Origin of the sequence: Corynebacterium sp. KPL2680 (assembly GCF_040225675.1) — a bacterium.
Lineage (GTDB): Bacteria > Actinomycetota > Actinomycetes > Mycobacteriales > Mycobacteriaceae > Corynebacterium > Corynebacterium rhinophilum.
Genome location: NZ_JBEHFM010000029.1, coordinates 1 through 21,052 on the forward strand (window position 1 = coordinate 1; position 21,052 = coordinate 21,052).

20 protein-coding genes, 2 tRNA genes and 1 pseudogene are annotated in these 21,052 nt (G+C 59.1%); 17 read left to right on the forward strand and 6 right to left on the reverse strand.

Translation table 11 applies throughout. The features are described from left to right. Positions 1-80: 80 nt before the first annotated feature. Positions 81-152: transfer RNA gene (locus ABRP66_RS10620), tRNA-Gly, on the reverse strand. A 121-nt stretch (positions 153-273) separates the two neighbouring features. Here ABRP66_RS10620 and ABRP66_RS10625 point away from each other — a divergent pair. From ABRP66_RS10625 to ABRP66_RS10665, 9 genes are all read left to right on the forward strand, one after another. Then, a complete protein-coding gene (locus ABRP66_RS10625; RefSeq protein WP_349838662.1) occupies positions 274-1,122 on the forward strand; it encodes a DUF1542 domain-containing protein in 849 nt (282 codons plus the stop codon). 133 nt (positions 1,123-1,255) lie between these two features. Then, positions 1,256-1,329, forward strand: a tRNA-Pro gene (locus ABRP66_RS10630). 94 nt (positions 1,330-1,423) lie between these two features. Further along, positions 1,424-2,779 carry a trigger factor gene (gene tig, locus ABRP66_RS10635; RefSeq protein ID WP_349838663.1) on the forward strand — a complete coding sequence of 452 codons (1,356 nt, stop codon included), beginning with the start codon at positions 1,424-1,426 and terminating at the stop codon, positions 2,777-2,779. A gap of 190 nt (positions 2,780-2,969) precedes the next feature. Continuing rightward, positions 2,970-3,581 (forward strand): ATP-dependent Clp protease proteolytic subunit, encoded by a 612-nt coding sequence (locus tag ABRP66_RS10640; RefSeq protein ID WP_023023580.1) that lies wholly within the window; start codon positions 2,970-2,972, stop codon positions 3,579-3,581. A 17-nt stretch (positions 3,582-3,598) separates the two neighbouring features. Then, positions 3,599-4,225: an ATP-dependent Clp protease proteolytic subunit gene (locus ABRP66_RS10645; protein WP_284770299.1), complete on the forward strand. Its 627-nt coding sequence runs from the start codon at positions 3,599-3,601 to the stop codon at positions 4,223-4,225. Between the two features lie 271 nt (positions 4,226-4,496). Then, positions 4,497-5,999 (forward strand): peptide MFS transporter, encoded by a 1,503-nt coding sequence (locus ABRP66_RS10650; protein ID WP_284853605.1) that lies wholly within the window; start codon positions 4,497-4,499, stop codon positions 5,997-5,999. Between the two features lie 323 nt (positions 6,000-6,322). Then, positions 6,323-7,627, forward strand: coding sequence for an inorganic phosphate transporter (locus ABRP66_RS10655; RefSeq protein ID WP_296090952.1), 1,305 nt, complete (start codon positions 6,323-6,325; stop codon positions 7,625-7,627). 3 nt (positions 7,628-7,630) lie between these two features. Further along, a complete protein-coding gene (locus tag ABRP66_RS10660) occupies positions 7,631-7,921 on the forward strand; it encodes a hypothetical protein (protein ID WP_284785765.1) in 291 nt (96 codons plus the stop codon). Between the two features lie 160 nt (positions 7,922-8,081). Next, positions 8,082-8,336, forward strand: coding sequence for a hypothetical protein (locus tag ABRP66_RS10665; RefSeq protein ID WP_349838664.1), 255 nt, complete (start codon positions 8,082-8,084; stop codon positions 8,334-8,336). Between the two features lie 115 nt (positions 8,337-8,451). Here the strand turns inward: ABRP66_RS10665 and fabG are convergent, their stop codons facing one another. Further along, positions 8,452-9,216 (reverse strand): 3-oxoacyl-ACP reductase FabG, encoded by a 765-nt coding sequence (fabG, locus tag ABRP66_RS10670; protein WP_349838665.1) that lies wholly within the window; start codon positions 9,214-9,216, stop codon positions 8,452-8,454. A 230-nt stretch (positions 9,217-9,446) separates the two neighbouring features. Between fabG and clpX the strand changes: the two genes are divergently transcribed. After that, positions 9,447-10,742, forward strand: coding sequence for an ATP-dependent Clp protease ATP-binding subunit ClpX (clpX, locus tag ABRP66_RS10675; RefSeq protein WP_284782284.1), 1,296 nt, complete (start codon positions 9,447-9,449; stop codon positions 10,740-10,742). Positions 10,743-10,799: 57 nt separating this feature from the next. Here the strand turns inward: clpX and ABRP66_RS10680 are convergent, their stop codons facing one another. After that, positions 10,800-11,558, reverse strand: coding sequence for a TetR/AcrR family transcriptional regulator (locus ABRP66_RS10680; RefSeq protein ID WP_349838666.1), 759 nt, complete (start codon positions 11,556-11,558; stop codon positions 10,800-10,802). Positions 11,559-11,969: 411 nt separating this feature from the next. Here ABRP66_RS10680 and ABRP66_RS10685 point away from each other — a divergent pair, with 411 nt between their 5' ends. Beyond that, positions 11,970-12,932, forward strand: coding sequence for a malate dehydrogenase (locus ABRP66_RS10685; RefSeq protein WP_284852617.1), 963 nt, complete (start codon positions 11,970-11,972; stop codon positions 12,930-12,932). On the opposite strand, the gene panC is transcribed toward ABRP66_RS10685, so the two are convergent. After that, complete coding sequence (gene panC, locus ABRP66_RS10690; protein WP_005284412.1) at positions 12,929-13,750, reverse strand: pantoate--beta-alanine ligase; 822 nt, start codon at positions 13,748-13,750, stop codon at positions 12,929-12,931. The two genes, ABRP66_RS10685 and panC, sit on opposite strands and share 4 nt — an antisense overlap. 11 nt (positions 13,751-13,761) lie before the next feature. After that, positions 13,762-14,583, reverse strand: coding sequence for a 3-methyl-2-oxobutanoate hydroxymethyltransferase (panB, locus tag ABRP66_RS10695; RefSeq protein ID WP_005277923.1), 822 nt, complete (start codon positions 14,581-14,583; stop codon positions 13,762-13,764). Positions 14,584-14,640: 57 nt separating this feature from the next. Between panB and ABRP66_RS10700 the strand changes: the two genes are divergently transcribed. The 5 genes from ABRP66_RS10700 (at position 14,641) to ndk (ending at position 20,217) form a co-directional block, all read left to right on the forward strand. Next, positions 14,641-17,373: a valine--tRNA ligase gene (locus tag ABRP66_RS10700; protein WP_349838667.1), complete on the forward strand. Its 2,733-nt coding sequence runs from the start codon at positions 14,641-14,643 to the stop codon at positions 17,371-17,373. Further along, entirely contained in the window at positions 17,373-18,944 is a 1,572-nt protein-coding gene (folC, locus tag ABRP66_RS10705; protein WP_502879916.1) for a bifunctional tetrahydrofolate synthase/dihydrofolate synthase, read from the forward strand. The genes ABRP66_RS10700 and folC overlap by 1 nt, the downstream gene beginning before the upstream one ends. After that, positions 18,941-19,426, forward strand: a complete 486-nt coding sequence (locus tag ABRP66_RS10710) for a DUF4233 domain-containing protein (protein ID WP_349838668.1) — start codon at positions 18,941-18,943, stop codon at positions 19,424-19,426. Before folC ends, ABRP66_RS10710 begins: the two co-directional genes overlap by 4 nt. Positions 19,427-19,431: 5 nt before the next feature. Further along, the gene (locus tag ABRP66_RS10715) at positions 19,432-19,743 is read left to right on the forward strand and encodes a hypothetical protein (protein WP_349838669.1); all 312 of its coding nucleotides are present in this window, start codon (positions 19,432-19,434) and stop codon (positions 19,741-19,743) included. 63 nt (positions 19,744-19,806) lie between these two features. Further along, positions 19,807-20,217: a nucleoside-diphosphate kinase gene (gene ndk, locus ABRP66_RS10720; RefSeq protein WP_005277934.1), complete on the forward strand. Its 411-nt coding sequence runs from the start codon at positions 19,807-19,809 to the stop codon at positions 20,215-20,217. 147 nt (positions 20,218-20,364) lie between these two features. Here the strand turns inward: ndk and ABRP66_RS10725 are convergent, their stop codons facing one another. After that, a complete protein-coding gene (locus tag ABRP66_RS10725; RefSeq protein ID WP_302522015.1) occupies positions 20,365-20,715 on the reverse strand; it encodes an ArsR/SmtB family transcription factor in 351 nt (116 codons plus the stop codon). Between the two features lie 110 nt (positions 20,716-20,825). On the opposite strand from ABRP66_RS10725, the pseudogene ABRP66_RS11715 reads away from it, so the two are divergent. After that, positions 20,826-20,975, forward strand: a pseudogene (locus tag ABRP66_RS11715) (ACR3 family arsenite efflux transporter); the annotation flags it as partial. Positions 20,976-21,052 lie beyond the last annotated feature (77 nt).

Sequence of the window (21,052 nt, forward strand, 5' to 3'; positions counted from 1 at the left end):
CAGAACAAAAACGACTGAGATGCCGGTTTGTCAACTATGTCGCGACTGACCTGTCAAGCATGTCGCGACTCATGACAGCGAGGGAATGACGGGAATCGAACCCGCGTCTTCAGCTTGGAAGGCTGAGGTATTAGCCACTATACGACATTCCCACAGCGTTACCTCGAACGCTGTCGGCTACTTTAGCGCATGTGCGCCCCAAAACGAAAATAGGGAACACACGCAGTGGATAGGCCGTTAAAATAGATAGAACCAATTCCGGCAAAGAAAGCGATGATTGTTGTGGAACTCCTACTTCTTGTAGTCGTACTCGGTGGTGGCGCGTGGTATCTATCCTCGCGCAGCTCAAAAAAGAACCGGGAGGCGCGAGAGGCGCAGCAGTTAGCGGATGCCCAAGCGGATGCGCGTCGCTGGATTGAGCGTCTGGGCGGTCAGGTCATGCAAATCTCCGGCATGGATACCGCCTCGCAGCAGGCAATGGCGGACGCATCAGAGCGCTTTACCGCGGCTAATTCCGCTATTTCGCAGGCCACCACGGTCAAGCAAGCCAATTTGGCCCGCGAATCGGCGCTTGAGGGTATGCATTACGTCAATGCCGCTCGCGAGATTATGGACATGAACCCGGGCCCGGAATTGCCGCCGCTGGAGGGACAGCGCGCCGCCGGTAAGGTCACCGAGAAGCGCACGGTGGATGCGAATGGCGAGCAGCTGACTGCGTCCCCATACGCCTCCGAGGAAACTCCGAACTATTACCCAGGCGGAACCGTAGCCGGCCGCCCCGTTCCGGCCGGTTGGTACTCCCGCCCTTGGTGGGCGGATGCCCTGCAAACGGGCGTGTGGATGATGGGTTATTCCATGATGTTTAACGCCATGTTTGCTGGCATGTCCGGCGTGGGCTATTCCGCAGCCGCCGCAGAAAACGGCGACTGGGGCGGCGCCGAGGGTGGCGAAGGAATGGACGGAGCCGACGGCGGCGGAGATGCCGGAGACGCCGGGGATGCCGGCGATATGGGCGGCGGTGCCGGAGGGGGAGACGCAGGTGACGGTGGCGGCTTCTTCGACGGATTATCTGACGGTGATGGCGGCGGATTCTTTGACGGCATGTTTGATTTCGATTTCTAATCCAGCTTCCGGGAATTATGCCGCTAACCTGCGGCTACGCCCTTAACAGGGGGCTGATTTAGGAGATTTAAAACCAACACGCTAAACTGGCTCAGGTATGCAACGCAGCCAAGGCAACTTGGTGGCCTACATACGGGGCGTGGCGCAGTTTGGTAGCGCACCTGCTTTGGGAGCAGGGGGTCGCAGGTTCAAATCCTGTCGCCCCGACGTATGGGGGTCTGAAAATGCCCTAATAAGGTTTTTCAGACCCCCTTTAATTTTTATGTACGTAGAAAAACAATGAAGCCAGGGAGATTCACTCGTGAAGACCACCGTAGACAAGCTGAGCGATACCCGCGTTAAGCTCACCGTCAACGTTCCGTTTGCGGAGCTGGACCAGGAAATCGATCAAGCTTACGCGGCAATCGCGCAGCAGGTTTCTATTCCAGGTTTCCGTAAGGGCAAGGCTCCGCGCCAGCTGATCGACGCTCGCTTCGGCCGCGGCCCGATTCTGGAGCAGGTCGTCAACGACATGCTGCCTTCCCGCTACGAGCAGGCTGTTCAGTCGGAAGACCTGAAGGTCATCGGCCAGCCGGACGTGGACATTTCCAAGATTGAAGACAAGGACTTCGTCGAGTTTACCGCCGAGGTTGATGTTCGCCCTGAGTTCGAGGTTCCGGACTTCTCTGAAATCTCCATCACCGTCCCCGCCATCAAGGCCGGCGAAGAAGACGTGGACAAGGCCCTCGAGGATCTTGCAGAGCGCTTCGGTGAGCTGAAGGACACCAAGCGCAAGATGAAGACTGGTGACTACGCCATCATCGACATCACCGCCGAGGTAGACGGTGAGAAGATCGAGGATGCTTCCACCGAAGGCCTGTCCTACTCCATCGGTGACGACAACCTCATCAAGGGTCTGGACACAGCACTGCGCGGCATGAAGACCGGTGAGGATAACGAGTTCACCTCCACCATTCAGTCCGGTGAGCACAAGGACGAAGAAGCTACCTTCAAGGTCCACGTGCAGCAGACCAAGGAGCGCAAGCTGCCGGACATTGACGATGAGTTCGCCCAGATGGCCTCCGAGTACGACACGATCGAGGAGCTGCGCGAAGCTACCAAGACTGAGGTCGAGGAGTCCAAGAAAGCTGAGCAGGCCGGCCAGATCCGCGATGAGGTTCTGAAGGCTGCGCTTGCCGATGTCGACTTTGAACTGCCTCAGTCCGTCGTCGACGAGCAGGCTCACGCCCAGCTGCACCAGATCTTGGGCCAGCTGGCACACGATGAGAAGGCACTGGCACAGCTGCTCGAGGCGCAAGGCACCTCCCGCGAAGAGTTTGATAAGCAGACCCGCGAGCAGGCTGAAGAGTCCGTGCGCACGCAGATCTTCTTGGATGCCGTGGCAGAAAAGGAAGAGCCGGAAGTTTCCCAGCAGGAACTCTCGGATCACATTCTGTTCACCGCTCAGTCCTATGGCATGGACCCGAACCAGTTCATCCAGCAGCTGCAGTCCAACGGCCAGATTGCCAACCTGTTCTCTGACGTTCGCCGTGGCAAGGCACTGGCTGCCGCCATTTGCCGTACCACCGTCAAGGACGAAGAGGGCAATGACGTTGACGTTGAGCAGTACTTCGGTGAAGCAGATGAAGACGAAAACGAAGCTACCGACGCGGAGTAAATCCTCTTCTTAAAGCCCAGCTTGACTCCTCGCATACACGAGGAAGTCTGGCTGGGCTTTTCTCATCGCCGGGTCGAAAACGCAGACAAAGTTCGGTGCAAACGCTGATAGCGAACAGACCCCACAATTATCGCCACATTAAGTAATGTGGTGGCATTAGAGATTAACCGTCCTCAAGGAGACTTTTCGAATGTCTAAGAAATCTGACCAGCTTCAGATGACCACCCCAGCAGGCTCCGGCCTGAACTTGGGTGACAGCGTCTACGAGCGCCTGTTGCACGAGCGCATTATCTTTTTGGGCACCCAGGTAGACGATGAAATTGCCAATAAGTTGTGCGCACAGATCCTGCTGCTTTCCGCAGAGGATCCCACGCGCGATATTTCGCTCTACATCAACTCCCCGGGTGGCTCCGTGACCGCGGGCATGGCAATTTATGACACGATGAAGTACTCGCCCTGCGATATTTCCACCTATGGCATGGGCTTGGCTGCTTCCATGGGCCAGTTCCTGCTCTCCGGTGGTACGAAGGGCAAGCGCTATGCGCTGCCGCACGCTCGCATCATGATGCACCAGCCTTCCGCTGGTGTGGGCGGTACTGCTGCCGATATCGCCATCCAGGCGGAGCAATTCGCCCAGACCAAGCGCGAGATGGCTGAGCTCATTGCAGAGCACACCGGCCAAACCTTCGAGCAGATCACCAAGGACTCTGACCGCGACCGCTGGATGACTGCGCAGCAAGCCAAGGACTACGGCATTGTTGACCACGTCATCGAGTCCGTGAACGGCCCACTGAGCAACTAGGGAATAAGGAGAAAATCATTATGAATAAGTCGCAGATGCCAAGTTCCCGTTACGTACTGCCCTCCTTTATTGAGCAGTCCGCTCAGGGGACGAAGGAAACCAACCCGTACTCCAAGCTCTTTGAGGAGCGCATCATCTTCTTGGGCACCCAGGTCGATGACACCTCTGCCAATGACATCATGGCCCAGCTGCTGGTTCTTGAGAGCCAGGACCCGGACCGTGACATCACCATGTACATCAATTCGCCGGGTGGTTCCTTTACTGCCTTGATGGCCATTTATGACACCATGCGCTACGTGCGCCCTGATGTGCAGACCGTGTGCTTAGGCCAGGCAGCTTCCGCTGCCGCAGTGCTGTTGGCCGCTGGTGCTCCGGGCAAGCGTGCGGCGCTGCCGAACTCCCGCGTATTGATCCACCAGCCTGCAACCCAGGGAACCCAGGGGCAGGTATCGGACTTGGAGATCCAGGCCGCAGAGATCGAGCGTATGCGCACCTTGATGGAAAACACCTTGGCGGAGCACACCGGCCGTACGCCTGAGCAAATCCGCATCGACACCGACCGCGATAAGATCTTGACCGCGGAAGATGCCGTGGAATACGGTATCATCGATACCGTCTTTGAGTACCGCAAGCTCAATTCTTAATTCGGTCCTGATGGACTAAATCCATCAGAGGAAGCCCTGCGAGGCAGCTTCGAGAGGAGCCTTCGCAGGGCTTTTATTATTCGCATATCAGTGGCTCGGTATATGCTTATGAGCGGTGTGACGGAGAGGGTAGTGGCGCGTGGGCATGTACCCCAAACGGGGTGAATCTTTCAGAGAAATATCTGCAGGTCGTTAGGCAGATTTATTTGTGCGATGTTTCACGTATAATGCCCGATTTGTGAATTAGGCCTCTGAGTGGTCGTATTATGCTATGACAAATATGGAACCAGAGGCGGAGGATCGGACCTCCGCACCCACTGCTTCGAGTGGGGAGCGCACATTTTTTGGTCACCCGTGGGGACTGGCTAACCTGTTCGGCGTGGAGATGTGGGAGCGCTTCAGCTTCTACGGCATGCAGTCCATTGTGCTGCTGTACATGTACTACGCCACCACCGATGGCGGCCTAGGCCTCGACCGTGCCGATGCGACGTCAATCGTTGGCGCGTACGGCGGTTTGGTGTACATGGCATGCCTGTTGGCATCGTTGGTTGCTGACCGCATCCTCGGTGCGGAGCGCACCCTGTTCTACTCCGCAATCATGGTGATGGCTGGGCACCTCGTCTTGGCCTTCGTTCCTGCCGTGACCGGCCTGGCTATCGGCCTGATCCTCATCGCCGTTGGTTCCGGTGGTGTAAAGACCACCGCCTCGGTGGTGCTTGGCTCGCTGTATAGTCGTGACGATCCTCGCCGTGACGGCGGCTTTTCTGTCTTTTATATGGGCGTTAATATTGGTGCCCTTTTCGGACCGCTTCTTACCACCGCAATGTGGGGCTGGAAGGGCTTCCACTGGGGCTTCGGCATCGCTGCCGTCGGTATGGCCCTCGGCCTTATCCAGTACACCATCATGCGTAAGACCACCATTAAAGATGCCGGCCACAATATTCCGAATCCGGCGGACTCCAAGCAGCGCTTGATGGGCCTTGGTGCGATTGTCGTCGTCATCCTCGTAATGGTCATCGGCCTGGGTACTGGGATCATCAAGGTGGAGTGGCTGTCCAATATCGTCACCGCCGTTGCCCTGATCGCCGCCGTGTACTTCTGGATTCAGATGTACACCTCTGATTTGGTAAGCCGGAAAGAAAAGAACCGCCTCTTGGGCTTTATTCCGATGTTCATTTCCGGTGTACTGTTCTTCGGTATCTTCCAGCAGCAATTTACCGTGATGACCATTTATGCCGATGTGCGCCTGGACCGCCACATCTTTGGTATCGAGATTCCGCCGTCATTGGTGCAGTCCATTAACCCGATCTTCATCGTTATCTTCTCTGCAATCTTCGCAGCTATGTGGACGAAGCTCGGTGACCGTCAGTGGTCCACGCCGGTGAAGTTCGGCGTGGCCAATATCATCATCGGTGTCTCGCTGTTCTTCTTCCTGCCGTTCTCCGGCTCGGGAGCGAACTCCACGCCAATGTATGTCATTATCTGGATCCTCTTCCTGTTCACCATGGGTGAGCTGATGCTGTCTCCGGTGGGCAACTCTCTTGCCACCAAGGTGGCACCAGAGGCGTTCCCATCGCGCATGATGGCCGTGTGGATGATGGCTGTGGCCATGGGTACCGCGCTTGCCGGTTCGCTGGCTAGCTTCTACAACCCAGAGGATGCGGCTGCGGAAAACACCTTCTTTATTTCCTTGGGTGTCGGCTCCATCGCTTTGGGCATCGTCTTGCTCGTGCTGAGCCGCTGGGTGGTCAAGAAGTTTGCTACCTTCCGCTAAAAAGGGGAGTTAAAACCCTTTATTTCGAGAGGTGCGTTGGCGTGAAGCCGGCGCACCTCTCTTAGTGTTTTCCGCCACGGTATTAAAGGCTGAAAATAGATTAGGTTTCTTAAAAAATACTGGTAAACCGCAGATTTTCGACAAGTAGCTGACATGAGGGCATGGGCGGAAGGTTAACACTAGGCAAAGTGTAGTTTACTTCTAAGAAACGCCATTGGCTTAGCTTATTATTGCGGAGTACGCTGCACTTCGTACGCGACGCGTGACGGCGCCGCAATTACACTTTCTTCTCATTTGTTAATTGCTTACAAGGGGCCAATGCTGTGACAGCGACTCTGATTATCTTGGGCATTGTGGTGGTTACCGCCTTAGCCTTCGACTTCACCAATGGTTTCCACGACACTGCCAATGCGATGGCAACCTCCATTGCTACGGGCGCGCTGAAGCCATTTACTGCGGTAGCGATTTCTGCCGCACTTAACCTCATTGGCGCATTCTTGTCCGTGAATGTCGCGGCAACGGTGGCTAAGGGTATCGTCAACCTCGATTCCTATGACCTTTCGGGTGCAGCCGCTGACTCAGACGGCCAGGCCCTGTTGATGGTGGTCTTTACCGGCCTTATCGGCGGTATTCTGTGGAACCTTTTCACCTGGTTGCTCGGACTGCCGTCTAGCTCTTCCCACGCCCTTTTTGGCGGCCTTATCGGTGCAGCCTTCGCTGCCATGGGTACTGGGGGAGTGGAGTGGACCTCCATTATGGCCAAGATCATTATCCCGGCGGTGGCGTCCCCGATTATCGCCGCGCTGGTGTCCGCCTGCGCCACCTTTCTCGTTTATTGGGTGACCAACACCATTCCGAATAAGGAAAAGAACGAGCACTTCCGTCACGGCCAGATTGTTACCGCCTGCTTGGTATCGCTGGCCCACGGTGCCGGTGACGCTCAGAAGACCATGGGCGTTATCTTCCTCGCCCTCGTGGCTTCGGGTCATGCGGTTGCTGATGCCCGCATTCCCACCTGGGTCATTATCTCCTGTGCGGTTGCCATTGCGGCCGGTACCTTGTCCGGTGGCTGGCGTGTTATTCGCACCCTGGGCAAGGGCTTGGTTGAGATCGAATCCCCACAGGGTATGGCAGCCGAGGCTACGTCCGCGGCCATCATCTTGACCTCCGCATCTGGTGGTATGGCACTGTCTACGACTCACGTGTCCACCGGTTCCATCCTTGGTACTGGTTTGGGTCGCCGCGGCGCGGACGTGCGCTGGGGTGTGGCGATGCGCATGGTGGCCGCCTGGCTCATTACGCTGCCCTGTGCTGCCTTCGTTGGCTTCGCTTCGTGGTGGCTGGCGCACGGCGTCTCCTCTGCCACGACGATGGCTACCGGTGCCATCGTGGACTTCGTTCTGCTCTTGGCTATGACGGCGCTCATCGTCATCCGCTCCCGTATGAACCCAGTCGATGCCTCCAACGTCAATAATGATTGGGACGAAAACGCTGAGTCCGTGGATTCGTCCTTGGAGCCGCGCGTTGGCGCGAAAGAGACTGTCGCGGCCGCAGGCGGCATGACCCCAGTATCGGCGGTTAATGGGGACAATAACTCCACCTCATCTAATCCACACGAGGAGCGCTAGATCATGACTATTGCAGAAATCTTCGAATCTATACTCCGCGTCGCTGGCCTAGCCCTCGTCTTCGGCGCTGGTATTCCCTTGCTCTTCGCCTTGGGTATGCGTTCCATGACGGGGGATCCCATTCGGGACGATAACGGCGTGGTGGTAGGAGATACTCCCGCTAGCCGGCAAATGAAGGTGCTGGGGTGGACCGTCTATGCCGTATTGGGTGCCGTCATCGTGGTGGCAATCGCGTGGATCGCGCGCGATTCCCTGGATCATTACTTTGGCTTCGCACCATTTGGGGACCTTTAAGAGTAGCCCGCGGGCCGGGCGAGCCCGAGATTATATAATATGCCTCACAGCCACTTAAAGTTAACAAAAGGTTAACTTTAAGTGGCCTAAGTGTTGCTTAGTGGGTAAGTACCAAGTATATTTATACCTATCAACAGAGCAACTTTGAGAGGTGAGAGAGATGAACACGATGCGGACCTTCTTTGGTGGCATTAGCGATATGTTCAAGGGCTCCACCACGGGTACGGGTTTGGATACCGTGTCTCAGACACCGGTTTCTGCCCGCGTAGCGGAAAATCTCGTTGACGCGGGACTTACTCCCGCGACGACCAAGGACGTCGCTGAGTCCTTCGCATTCGTTGTTGGCCACGCGCCAGATGAGCTGGACATGCTCGATGTCGAGGCATTCTTGCTCGACTTTGACTGGCTGCAATAAGAGCCGTACTAAATAACCCCGCCACGCACCGTAACGGTGTCGGCGGGGTTATCTGTGTCTTAGGGTGGGCATCGTCAAGCGCCAGCTGGGCAAGCACTAGCTAGGCAGGTGCAGGCTAGCGCGGCGGCAGGATGGCCTCGGGGGTTTCTGGCAGGAGCTGGCCGCCGTCAATAATCAGCGTTTGGCCGGTGATATATCCGGCCTCGGTGGAGGCGAGGAAGGCCGCGGCATTGCCAATATCGCGCGGGTTACCAAGCCGGTGCAGCGGAATGGAGCGCGTCATCTCATCGAGGTACTCCTGGCCCTGTGCCTCGAGGCCTTCGGTGAGGATATTTCCGGGCAAAACGCCATTGATGGTGATGCCATCGCGGGCGATTTCTAGGGCAGCGGAGCGGATGAAACCTTGTTGGGCCGCCTTGGAGGCGCCGTAGTGCGCCCAGCCGGGAAAGCCGGTGTGCGAGCCGGTAATGGAGGTGGTAATGACAATGCGCCCGTAGCCTCGTTCCTTCATATACGGGAGGGCCTCCTGCACGACCTTGAACGTGCCGTGGGTATTGATATCAAACATGGTTTCCCACTGCTTATCCGTCATCTCTTCCAACGGGCAGTTGGGAAAGACCCCGGCATTGGAACAGACGATATCGATTGCGCCGTGCGTGGCGTGGGCTTTGGCAAACAGTTCTTTAATGGAGTCCCTATCGGTGACATCGACAGAACAGGCGGTAGCACCGAGCTCCGCGGCGGTGGCTTCAGCCTTGTCGGTGTCAATATCGGCGATGATGACGTTCGCGCCGGCTTCGCGCAGGGAGGCAACGATGCCTTTGCCGATGCCCGCAGCCCCGCCCGTGACAATCGCGGTACGGTTGGTGAGGTCAAACATGAAATGGCTCCTTCGGCGGTGGTGGAGGTAGTGGAGGATCCAATCCCAAGTTTAGGGGTGTGGGCGGATAAAGATCTGCGAATTTCGCCACGCGGAGGGAATGAATAGGAGCCGTGTCGGGTTGATTTACTAAGGTAGATTTTTGAACAACCAACCGCGGGGATGGAAGTGAGCGAGCCTTCCGCCCCACCTTTAAAAGCGGTAAACAAGAGCGAGTGTGAAAGTACTGAATGGCACGTATGCAAGAAAGCGCTGATCTCCTGAAGTGTTCCTTCTGCGGAAAGAGCCAAAAGCAGGTGAAAAAGCTCATCGCCGGCGGCGGGGTCTACATCTGCGATGAGTGCATCGAGCTCTGCAATGAGATTATTGAAGAAGAGCTCGGCCACGAACAGGCCGAGGAGTCTTCTGAGGCGGAGGTGCGCCTGCCTAAGCCTTCGCAGATTTCTTCCTTTTTGGATAAGTACGTCATTGGCCAGGACAAGGCCAAGCGCGTGCTGTCGGTTGCGGTGTATAACCACTACAAGCGCATTAAGGCAGAAGAATCCGCTGCGTTAGATGCGCGACGGAAGAAGGCCGAGGGCGAAGAAGTAGAGATCTCCAAGTCCAATATTTTGATGTTGGGGCCCACCGGTTCCGGTAAGACCTACCTGGCGCAAACCTTGGCGCGCCTGCTGGATGTGCCGTTCGCCATCGCGGATGCCACCAGCTTGACCGAGGCCGGCTATGTGGGTGAGGACGTAGAAAACATCCTCTTGAAGCTGCTGCAGGCAGCAGATTTCGATGTGGAGCGCGCCCAGCGCGGAATCATCTACGTCGACGAAGTGGATAAGATTTCCCGCAAATCCGAAAACCCCTCCATTACCCGCGATGTCTCCGGCGAAGGCGTGCAGCAGGCGCTGCTGAAGATCCTGGAGGGAACCGTGGCTGCTATCCCGCCGCAGGGCGGGCGCAAGCACCCGAACCAGGAATTTATCCAGCTGGATACCTCCAATATCCTCTTCATTGTCGCCGGCGCGTTTGCGGGCCTCGACCAGGTGATCGCGGATCGCGTGGGCAAGAAGGGCGTTGGGTTTGGCGCGAAGCTGGGCACGGAAGACGAGCGGGAAAAGGTGGATCTATTCTCCCAGGTGCGCCCGGAAGACCTCGTGAAGTTTGGCTTGATTCCAGAATTCATCGGCCGTCTGCCCGTGGTGGCGACGGTGGATAACTTGGACCGCGAGGCCCTGGTCAAGGTGTTGACCGAGCCCAAGAACTCCCTGCTCAAGCAATACAGCCGCCTATTTGAGATGGATGACTGCGAGCTGGACATGGATGCCGGGGCGCTGGATGCTATCGCAGAGCTTGCCCTCGAGCGTAAAACCGGCGCGCGCGGTTTGCGCGCAATTCTGGAAGAACTGCTTGTGCCGGTGATGTTTGAGCTGCCGGACCGGGAAGATATTTCCGCTGTGCACATCACCGCGGAGTGTGTCACCCAGGGCGCAGAGCCCGAATTTACCTACAAGGATGAGGCAAAGGAATCGGCCTAGCGAGAGAAACGCTGTGGTAGGAAAAAGGGGCATCGGCAAGCAGCCGGTGCTTTCTTTTTATGCCTCGCCGTAGATGTCTTGCGGGGAGGCCTCGTCGCCCTCGTCAGCATCGGAAGACACTAAATAAGACTCGTAGCCGGAATCGGGGATATTGGCGGTGAGAAACGCCAGCACGGTATCGACGGTAAGCCTGTGCAGGCCGTCGATATTTGCCTGGCTGGACATATTTACGCCTAAAAGGTTGTCCATCATTGCTCGGTTGGTCACGCGGTACGAGGTGAGCGAGGCGATGATGGTGAAAATATCGTTGGTGGAAATGCCCGGGCGGAAGGCGCCAGCGTCCTGGCCCAGCATGAGCAGGCGATCGAGGTGAAGGGCGACGCCGCTAAAATCCGCCACGGGATTGGTGGAAGAGCCCACGATGGACTGGGCGGTTTCCCAGGTCATCATGCGGATGGCCTCGGGGTGGTTGACGTACTGCCAAAAGATCCAGTCCACCAGCTTGCGCACGCCTTCGACCGGGACCGCGGAATCGAGCTCCAAGTCCTCTTCATTGGGGCGGAGGCGCTCGGCGGCGGTGCTTAAAGCGCTCAAGTACAGGCCCTGCTTATCGCCAAAGTGGTAGTGAATCATGCGCTTGGACATGCCGGATTCCGCGGCGATGGTATCCAGCTTTGTTTCAGAAAAACCCCACGCGGAAAACTGGGAAATGGCGATATCCACCACGGCATCGGTACCGATGGAATCCGCAGCGTGAGCGTCGGAGTCCTCCGCCTGCTCCGCAGCGTGCAGCGGTTCGGTGTGCTCAGTGCTCATAGCATGTGTCCTATCTCTGCTTCGCGGCGCCGATGTGGCGATAGTGGGTAAGTGGTCTTGGGGTTGTGCGCGGCCGGCCTAACGCTGGTCCAGTGCGGTAGCGGGATGACCAGCGGGTAGCCGCCCACAGGCAGTGAATGCATCCCTGCAAGCGCGCTCCCCGGTGGGGCTGTGCCGCTTCTATCATGCCCGATTATTCCCACGTCGCGGGAGGAATGTGCACATTGGGGGCGTTAATTTGGAGGTAAACGGGGGTAATATCCGGAAATTCAGCGGCGTTTTCCCTCCGAAAGAGGGGGATAAATTTCACAACACGCTACCTCCGGATAGCGCTAAGCTCGGGGGTGGATACATCCCGTGGAGGGTGGCGTGCATGAGGAGCGCTTACAACTCCACGACAAATGAGGAGGAATGAGCATGACCCAGCCAGTAAAAGTAACCGTCACCGGCGCCGCCGGAAATATCGCCTACTCCCTGCTGTGGAGGATTGCCGCAGGCGACGTATTTGGCAAGGGCACCCCGGTAGACCTTGCCCTGTTGGAAATCCCAGCGGTAGTAGAAAAGGCCGAGGGCGTGGCCATGGAGCTGCGCGATTCCGCCCTGCCGCTGGTTAACTCGATTACGGTGACAGATGACCTCAAGGTCGCCTTCGAGGATGCCTCCGCCGCATTCCTCGTCGGCTCCCGCCCGCGCAGCAAGGGCATGGAGCGCGCTGACCTGCTCGAGGCCAATGGCGCCATCTTTACTGAGCAGGGCAAGGCCATCAATGACTATGCGGCGCGCGATGTCCGCGTGCTGGTGGTGGGCAACCCAGCCAATACCAACGCGCTGATTGCCGCGCATAGCGCGCCGGATCTGGATAACTCCCAGTTCAACGCACTCATGCGCCTAGACCACAACCGCACCTTGGGCCAGTTGGCGGCCCAGACGGGCAAGGCCACCAAGGACTTTTCCAAGATTGCGGTCTGGGGCAACCACTCCGCCACCCAGTTCCCGGATATCGCCTTCTCAAACGCGGAGGTAGATGAGCAGTGGTACCGCGAGGAGATGATCCCCAAGGTGGCCAAGCGCGGCGCGGAGATCATCGAGGTGCGCGGCAGCTCGTCCGCGGCGTCGGCTGCATCTGCGGCCGTGGACCACATGCACGATTGGGTCCACGGCACCGAGGATTGGCGCACCGCCGCCGTGCCTTCGGATGGCTCCTACGGTGTCGATGAGGGCCTCATCTGCGGCTTTCCCACCATCTGCCGCGACGGCAAGTGGGAAATCGTCCAAGGCCTGGAGCTCAGCGATTTCCAGAAGGAGCGCATCGAGGCCTCCGTGCAGGAGCTGCGTGAGGAGCGCGAGGCCGTAGCCCACCTGCTGAAAGGTTAAGCCTCCAGCACCAAGTTATCGATGAGCCGCACCGGCCCCACATGCGCTGCTACCAGCGCCAAGGCGGGCCGGTGTTGTGCATCTACGGGCTCGAGCGTGGCCGGGTCCACCACGGTGAGGTAATCCACCGTCACGCCGGGGGAGGAAGCGAGCTGGGCCTCAGCTTCTTCACGTGAGGCGCCATCCTGCAGCGCGAAGAGTGCCTGGGATAAGGCGACCGCCTGCTCACGCTCGGCGGCACTGAGGCGCGCATTGCGGCTGGACTCGGCCACGCCGTCCGTTGCGCGCACGATGGGCACGCTGATGATGTCCAGCGGCAGGTCGAGGTCCGCCACCAGGCGGCGGATGATCGCTACTTGCTGCGCATCCTTTTGCCCAAAATAAGCGCGGTCTGGTGTGACAAGGTGAAACAGCTTGCTCACCACGGTGGCCACGCCGTCAAAGTGGCCGGGGCGCGAGGCACCTTCCAAGACCGAGCCCATCTCACCCGTGCGCACCCACACCCGCGGGGTGCCACCCGGGTACATTTCCTCCACGCTGGGGGCGAAGACCGCATCGACTCCCAACGAGTCCAGCAGTGCGGCATCCGCGTCGAGGGTGCGCGGGTAGGCGCGGTAGTCTTCGCAGTCGCCCAGGTCCGTGAACTGGAGGGGATTGACAAAGACCGAGCACACCACGGTGTCGTTGTCTTCGCGGGCGCGGCGAATGAGGGAAGCGTGGCCGTCGTGAAGCGCGCCCATCGTGGGCACCAAACCCACGGAACCGGACGCTGCCGCGCGGAAGGCACGGAGTTCGGATTTAGTTGTGAGGATCTGCATGGCTTAAGACCTTAGTCCTCGAAAGACTCCTCGGCGTTGGGGAAGGAACGTTCACCCACATCTGCGACATAGTCCTTCGCTCCTTCCAGCAGCGCGCCGCGCAGATTCGCGTAGCGGCGCACAAAACGCGGCGCCTTGGGACCTCCCAGGCCGAAGGCATCGGTCCACACCAGAATCTGACCGTCGGTCTGCGCGCCGGCGCCGATGCCGATGGTGGGGATGGGCAGCTCCTTGGTCACCTGCTCAGCAAGGGCTGCCGGGACCATCTCCAGCACCACGGCGAAGGCGCCGGCCTCGGCGAGGGCGCGGGCGTCGTCGTGAAGCTTCTCCGCACCGGCACCCCGGCCTTGGACCACGAAGCCGCCCAAGGCGTGGACCTGCTGGGGTGTAAAGCCAATGTGGGCGCAGACCGGGATGCCGGCGGCGACAAGCGCGGCAACAATGGGAGCGCGCTCCGCACCGCCCTCCAGCTTCACGGCCTGCGCGCCGGTTTCCTTCATGACGCGCACCGCGGTCTCCAGCGCCTGGGAGGGGCCGTCCTCATAGGAGCCGAAGGGAAGGTCCACCACCACGAAGGCGCGGGAGGTCGAAGCAACCACCGCGCGGGCCAGCGGGATCATCTCATCGAGGGTGAGCGAGAGCGTGGTTTCGCGGCCCAGCACCACGTTGGCCAGGGAATCGCCGACGAGCAGGAGATCGACCCCGGCTTCATCGAAGATTTCGGCGGTCAAGCAGTCGTAGCTCGTCAGGCACGCGAAGGCCTGAGAGTTGTCTTTGGCTTGGGTGAAGTAACGGGTGCGGAGGCGGGCGCGGTGGCCAGGGTTGTGAGACATGCCCTTACTCTAGACAGGCCGGTGGTGCCAGTTGACGCACAGGGTAGAGTTGGCCAGGTGACGGATCAGAATAAAGAGCAACTCGTTGGCACCAACCGCGCGGACCAGCTTCCCAAGTCCTGGGAGCCACAGGCGGTAGAAGAAGACCTCTATGAAGGTTGGGTCGACCGCGGCTACTTCACCCCGGATGCGAATTCGGAGGCGGAGGGCTTTTCCATCGTGCTGCCACCGCCGAATGTGACCGGCCAGCTGCACATGGGTCACGCTTTAGACCACACGCTGATTGACTCCATCATTCGCCGCAAGCGCATGCAGGGCTACTCCACTTTGTGGCTGCCCGGTGCGGATCACGCGGGCATTGCCACCCAGACCAAGGTCGAAGCCAAGCTCAAGGAGACCGAGGGCAAAAAGCGCTGGGATTATGAGCGCGAGGAGTTCATAGACAAGGTCTGGGAATGGAAGGAGCAATACGGCGGCACCATCCAGAACCAGATGCGCGCCATTGGTGACTCCGTGGACTGGACCCGCGAGCGCTTCACGCTGGATGAGGGCCTGTCACGCGCGGTGCAGACCATCTTTAAGAACCTCTACGATGAGGGCATGATTTACCGGGCCAACCGCCTGGTCAACTGGTCGCCGGTGCTGGAGACCGCCGTTTCTGATATCGAGGTCGTCTACAAGGACGTCGAGGGCGAGCTGGTCTCCATCCGTTATGGCTCGCTCAATGACGATGAGCCGCACCTCATTGTTGCCACTACGCGTGTGGAAACCATGCTTGGCGATGTCGCCATTGCCGTCCACCCCGACGATGAGCGCTACGCCCACCTCGTGGGCCAAGAATTGGATCATCCCTTCCGCGATGACCTGAAGCTGAAGATCATCGCCGATGATTACGTGGACATGGATTTTGGTACCGGTGCGGTAAAGATCACCCCGGCCCACGATCCCAATGACTACGCCATGGGCACCCGCCACGACTTGGATATGCCGACGGTCATGGATACCACCGGCCACATCGCGCATACCGGCACCCGTTTTGATGGCATGACGCGCGAAGATGCGCGCGTGGAAATTAGGGAGGCGCTGCGGGAGCAGGGGCGCATCGTCAAAGAAATCCGCCCCTATGTCCACTCCGTGGGCCACTCGGAGCGCTCCGGCGAGCCCATCGAGCCGCGCCTGTCGCTGCAGTGGTTCGTCGATGTAGCGCAGATGGCGAAGGCCTCTGGCGATGCCGTGCGCGAGGGCGATACCGCCTTGCACCCGCAGTCGCTGGAGCCGCGCTACTTCGAATGGGTCGATGACATGCACGATTGGTGCATCTCCCGCCAGCTGTGGTGGGGCCACCGCATCCCCATTTGGTACGGCCCGGAGCGCACGAACGAGTCCGGCGAGATCGAGCGCGACATCGTGTGCGTCGGCCCCGATGAGGAGCCGCCGGCAGGCTACGAGCAGGATCCGGATGTGCTCGATACCTGGTTCTCTTCGGCGCTGTGGCCATTTTCCACCCTGGGCTGGCCCGATAAGACCCCGGATCTGGAGAAGTTCTATCCCACCAACGTGCTGGTTACGGCCTATGACATCTTGTTCTTCTGGGGCGCGCGCATGATGATGTTCGGCACCTTCGCCGGCACCAAGACCCCAGAGCTTTTGGGTAAAGGCACCGATGGCCGCCCGCAGATTCCTTTCAAAGACCTTTACCTGCACGGCCTTGTGCGCGATGAGCAGGGCCGCAAGATGTCCAAGTCCCTGGGCAATGGCATTGACCCGATGGACTGGGTGCGCGATTACGGCGCCGATGCGCTGCGCTTTACCCTGGCCCGCGGCGCTAACCCGGGCGTGGACTTGCCGCTGGGCTCTGACGCTGCCGCGGCATCGCGCAATTTCGCTACCAAGCTCTTTAATGCCACCAAGTTCGCGCTGATGAACGGCGCCGGCGTGGCACCGCTGCCAAAACGCACGGAGCTTTCCGATGCCGACCGCTGGATCCTCGACCGCGCCGAAGAGGTACGCACCCAGGTCGATGCCTACTTGGACGATTATCAATTTGCCAAGGCCAACGAGCTGCTCTACCACTTCACCTGGGACGAGCTCTGTGACTGGTACCTGGAGATTGCCAAGACGCAGATCCCGCGCGATGGCGAAACGGTAGAAGGCCGCAATACCCAGATCGTTTTGGGCCGCGTCATCGACGTCGTGCTGCGCCTTTTGCACCCCACCATGCCGTATGTGACCGAGGTGCTGTGGAAGGCACTGACCGGCGGGGAATCCATCGTCATCGCCCCATGGCCCACGGTGGCCGATACCAACGGCGGCGCCACCAAGGACGCGGTGGCCGCCCGCCGCATCGACGATGCCGATAAGCTCATTACCGAGCTGCGCCGCTTCCGCTCCGATCAAGGCGTCAAGCCTTCGCAAAAGGTGCCCGGCCGTCTCGACTTCGCCGCGGCAGACCTGCAGGGCCAGGAGGAATTGGTGCGCAACCTGGCCAATACCACCGCGCCGGGCGAGGACTTTAACCCCTCGGCCTCCATTGAGGTGCGCCTGTCCCGGGCCGCCGTGGAGGTTACGCTGGATACCCACGGCGCGGTAGACGTCGAAGCAGAGCGCAAGCGTCTGGAAAAGGATTTGGCCAAGGCCAATAAGGAATTGGAACAGACCGGCAAGAAGCTGGGCAATGAGAACTTCCTGGCCAAGGCGCCGGAAGATGTGGTCACTAAGATTCGGGCGCGCCAAGACATCGCGCGCGAGGAAGTTGAGCGCATTACCAGCCGTTTGGAGGGCCTTAAGTAGTGACAGATCAGCGCTTCAATCATGACGCCAACGGCAATGGCGAGGCCGCCGGGGGAGAGGACGATTTTGAGATCGTCGATGCCCTCAAGGAGGGTACCGAGGGCACCCCGGTGGAGATTACGGAATCGGGCCTGACCCTCAACCTGGGCATGGGCGAGGACGAAGAATATAACGACGCCGCGCCCCAAGAGGTATCCCCGGAGGAGCTGCAGGCGCTCGGTGAGGTGGAAGACGAGCTCAACCAGCGCTGGCCGGAGACCAAGATCGAGCCCAGCCTGGAGCGCATCGAGATGCTCATGGATTTGCTGGGACATCCCGAGCAGTCCTTTGATGTCATCCACATTGCGGGCACCAACGGCAAATCTTCTACCGCGCGCATGGTCGATTCGCTGCTGCGTTCCTTCCACCGCCGCGTGGGCCTGGTCACCAGCCCGCACCTGCAGCGGGTCACCGAGCGCATCGGCATCGATGGCCGGCCCATCCACCCGCGTGACTACGTGCGCCTGTGGCACGAAATCAAGCCGTATGTGGAGATGGTGGATGCGCGTTCCGATGTCCCCATGTCCAAGTTCGAGGTTTTGGTGGGCCTGTCCTATGCAGCGTTTGCCGATGCCCCCGTTGACGTCGCCGTCGTCGAGGTCGGTCTCGGCGGTCTGTGGGATGCCACGAATGTGGTCAATGCAGACGTCTCCGTGATTACCCCGGTGGGCCTTGACCACACGGATTACCTGGGCAGCGATATTCGGGAGATCGCGGGGGAGAAGGCGGGCATCATCAAGCGCCGCGCCGATGCCGAAGACCCGCTGACCCCGAACGAAAACATCGCCATTATTGCCGAGCAAGTCCCCGAGGCCATGCAGGTCATTCTGCAGCGCGCGGTGGACATGGATGCCGGCGTGGCGCGCTCCGGCGCAGAGTTCGCGGCCCTAGAATCCCGCATCGCGGTCGGTGGCCAGCAGGTCAATATCCAGAGCCTTGGCGGCATGTATGAGGATATTTTCTTGCCGCTGCACGGCGAGCACCAGGCCAAGAATGCGGCCGTTGCCCTTGCAGCGGTGGAAGCCTTCTTCGGTGCCTCTTCCGGGCATCCTTTGGATATTGCCTCTGTGCGCAATGGTTTTGCCAAGACGATTTCGCCCGGCCGCCTCGAGCGCGTGCGCACCTCGCCCACGACGTTTATCGATGCCGCCCACAATCCCCACGGCGCCAAGGCGCTCGGCGCGGCGCTCGACCGCGACTTCGATTTCGCCCGGCTTATCGGCGTGGTCTCCATCTTTGGCGATAAGGACGCCCAGGGCATCCTTGCCGCGCTGGAGCCGTACTTGAGCGAGGTGGTCATCACCCAAAACTCCTCGCCGCGCGCGCTCGATGCCTATGAGCTGGCGGAAGTGGCCCGCGATATTTATGGCGAAGAGCGCGTCTATGTGACTGATGATCTGCCGGGTGCCTACGCGCAAGCTGTGGAGCTGGCCGAGGAATCCGAGGTGCAATCCGGCTCCGGTATTGTCATTACCGGTTCGGTGGTCACCGCCGGCGAAGCCCGCGCGATGTTTGGAAAGGAGCCCGCATGACCAGCCCCAATCCTAAGTCCCGCCCGCCTCGTCCGCCGCGCCGTGGCGACGACATCGCGGAGAATGAAATCGGCCCATTGGGCTTGGGACAGGACCCCGTCAAGGATCCGCTCAAGAGCTTTAATGGCATGGTCATCGCCAGCTCGCTCATCATGGAGTCGATCACCCTCGTCTTGGCCCTGCCGCTGTTATACAAGCTGTATGACGGCACGCTGTGGACGCCGTTTAACTATGGCCTGGTGATTGGCGCCCTGATTTTCCACGTGGGCATGATCGCGTTTATGAATAAGAAGTGGGCGCTGACCGTCATCGTCTGGGCGCAGCTATTGGGCCTTATCCTTGGCTTCATGGCGCACTGGTCCATCGCCGCGATCTTCATCATCTTTGGCATGGAGTGGCTCCTTGCGGCGTATTTGCGCAGTAACTTAATCGCCCGCATGAAGCGCGGTTACTTAACTACCCAGCACCTCAACCAGAAGTAGTGGCCATGCGCACCGTCTATCTCGTCCTCGCGGCCCTTGCCTGCATTGCCGCGGTCGCTGCCCGCGCGGTCACGGGAACGCCGTGGCTACCGCTGGTAGCGCTCATCATTGCCGCCGTATTTTTGGCCCTGGCCCTGCGCGCTAATTTTCAGCGGGCAGAAGAAGCCACCCTTGAGGATTTAGATAAAGAGCAGCGCGCAGAGATTAAGCGTTTGCTGGGAAACGGCCAGTTCGGCACGGCGGTGAACCAAGTGCGCCTATGGTTTCGGGGTACTACCCACGAGCGCGCGACAGAGATAGTCCAGCAGCTTACTTAATGCTGCCCCCGCTTATAGCCCTCGGTCGTGGACGAGTTGTGGGTATTCGGTACAGTATGGGGCATGACTGAACGTACATTGATCCTCATTAAGCCGGACGGCGTAAAGAACGGCCACGTGGGCGAGATCATCGCCCGCATCGAGCGCAAGGGCCTCAAGCTGGCCGAGCTGGACCTGCGCGTGGCTGACCGTGAGACCGCAGAAAAGCACTACGAAGAGCACAAGGACAAGCCATTCTTCGGCGAGCTGGTGGACTTCATCACCTCCGCACCGCTGATTGCCGGCGTTGTTGAAGGCGAGCGCGCCATCGAGGCATGGCGCCAGCTCGCCGGCGGCACCGACCCCGTTTCCAAGGCTGCACCGGGTTCTATCCGCGGTGACTTCGCACTCAGCGTGGGCGAGAACATCGTGCACGGCTCTGACTCCCCAGAGTCCGCTGAGCGCGAGATTGGAATTTGGTTCCCCAACCTCTAAGCACTGAATCTACCTAGATTTCAAGGAGGCCCGAGCGCTAAGCTCGGGCCTTTTCCTTTATGAGGGGATTAATTGCGGGGCGAAATACTTTGATTGGCTCTCAATGTTGCAGACATATCAGGCCAAGATTTTATCGTTAGGGGCTGTTTAGTCGAAAGAGAGTAGTTCTCGCAGTGCAGTGAAAGCTTGCTTTTGCACTTCATGGGTGACGGTGCGGCCAGTTTGCCGTTTGGCTAAGAGGCCAGCATCGCGCAATTTTGCAAGATGGTGAGACACCGTCGGCTGGCTGAGACCGGATAATGTGGTCAGTTCGGAAACGCTCATCGGGCCGCAGCCTTCATCGCACAAGATGGATAAAAGACGAAGTCGGGCGGGATCTGCAAGTACCTTGAATTGCTGGGCAAGATGCACGGAATCGGCCTGGTCTAGGGGGCCGTTGCTGAGTGAACAACATTCGTTGATGTGAGGATTTTTGGTCGTGCCGTGCGAAGAAACCATGCCTTTAGTATATGGGCGTTTGACACACCCTTTCATATTGACATCTATCGATATGAATGGTTACAGTGCTGCACGGTACAGTGCGAATTGGGTCAATAAAGGAGACGGGTATGGCTACCTCACAGCAGCCGCGTTTGGCTTTTCTCGATCGCTTTCTTCCTGTGTGGATTATCCTAGCTATGGTCCTTGGCCTGCTCATAGGCCATTTCCTTCCAGGGATAGGGAAAGCGCTCTCAGCTTTGGAAATTGGAGGTATTTCCCGGTTGCGTCCAGTAGCGTGGTGTATCTGTAACTGACGGTGGGCCCCTTATGAATGAGGCTGGCGACCACCGTAGTA

What these genes read in the sequence shown, in the direction of transcription:
- ABRP66_RS10725 (WP_302522015.1), bottom strand. Translation starts at nt 20,715, where the DNA reads ATGGTTTCTTCGCACGGCACGACCAAAAATCCTCACATCAACGAATGT.
- ndk (WP_005277934.1), top strand. Translation starts at nt 19,807, where the DNA reads ATGACTGAACGTACATTGATCCTCATTAAGCCGGACGGCGTAAAGAAC.
- ABRP66_RS10625 (WP_349838662.1), top strand. Translation starts at nt 274, where the DNA reads ATGATTGTTGTGGAACTCCTACTTCTTGTAGTCGTACTCGGTGGTGGC.
- ABRP66_RS10680 (WP_349838666.1), bottom strand. Translation starts at nt 11,558, where the DNA reads ATGAGCACTGAGCACACCGAACCGCTGCACGCTGCGGAGCAGGCGGAG.
- panB (WP_005277923.1), bottom strand. Translation starts at nt 14,583, where the DNA reads ATGTCTCACAACCCTGGCCACCGCGCCCGCCTCCGCACCCGTTACTTC.
- ABRP66_RS10710 (WP_349838668.1), top strand. Translation starts at nt 18,941, where the DNA reads ATGACCAGCCCCAATCCTAAGTCCCGCCCGCCTCGTCCGCCGCGCCGT.
- fabG (WP_349838665.1), bottom strand. Translation starts at nt 9,216, where the DNA reads ATGTTTGACCTCACCAACCGTACCGCGATTGTCACGGGCGGGGCTGCG.
- clpX (WP_284782284.1), top strand. Translation starts at nt 9,447, where the DNA reads ATGGCACGTATGCAAGAAAGCGCTGATCTCCTGAAGTGTTCCTTCTGC.
- ABRP66_RS10650 (WP_284853605.1), top strand. Translation starts at nt 4,497, where the DNA reads ATGACAAATATGGAACCAGAGGCGGAGGATCGGACCTCCGCACCCACT.
- ABRP66_RS10685 (WP_284852617.1), top strand. Translation starts at nt 11,970, where the DNA reads ATGAGCATGACCCAGCCAGTAAAAGTAACCGTCACCGGCGCCGCCGGA.
- panC (WP_005284412.1), bottom strand. Translation starts at nt 13,750, where the DNA reads ATGCAGATCCTCACAACTAAATCCGAACTCCGTGCCTTCCGCGCGGCA.
- ABRP66_RS10640 (WP_023023580.1), top strand. Translation starts at nt 2,970, where the DNA reads ATGTCTAAGAAATCTGACCAGCTTCAGATGACCACCCCAGCAGGCTCC.
- ABRP66_RS10665 (WP_349838664.1), top strand. Translation starts at nt 8,082, where the DNA reads ATGAACACGATGCGGACCTTCTTTGGTGGCATTAGCGATATGTTCAAG.
- ABRP66_RS10660 (WP_284785765.1), top strand. Translation starts at nt 7,631, where the DNA reads ATGACTATTGCAGAAATCTTCGAATCTATACTCCGCGTCGCTGGCCTA.
- ABRP66_RS10715 (WP_349838669.1), top strand. Translation starts at nt 19,432, where the DNA reads ATGCGCACCGTCTATCTCGTCCTCGCGGCCCTTGCCTGCATTGCCGCG.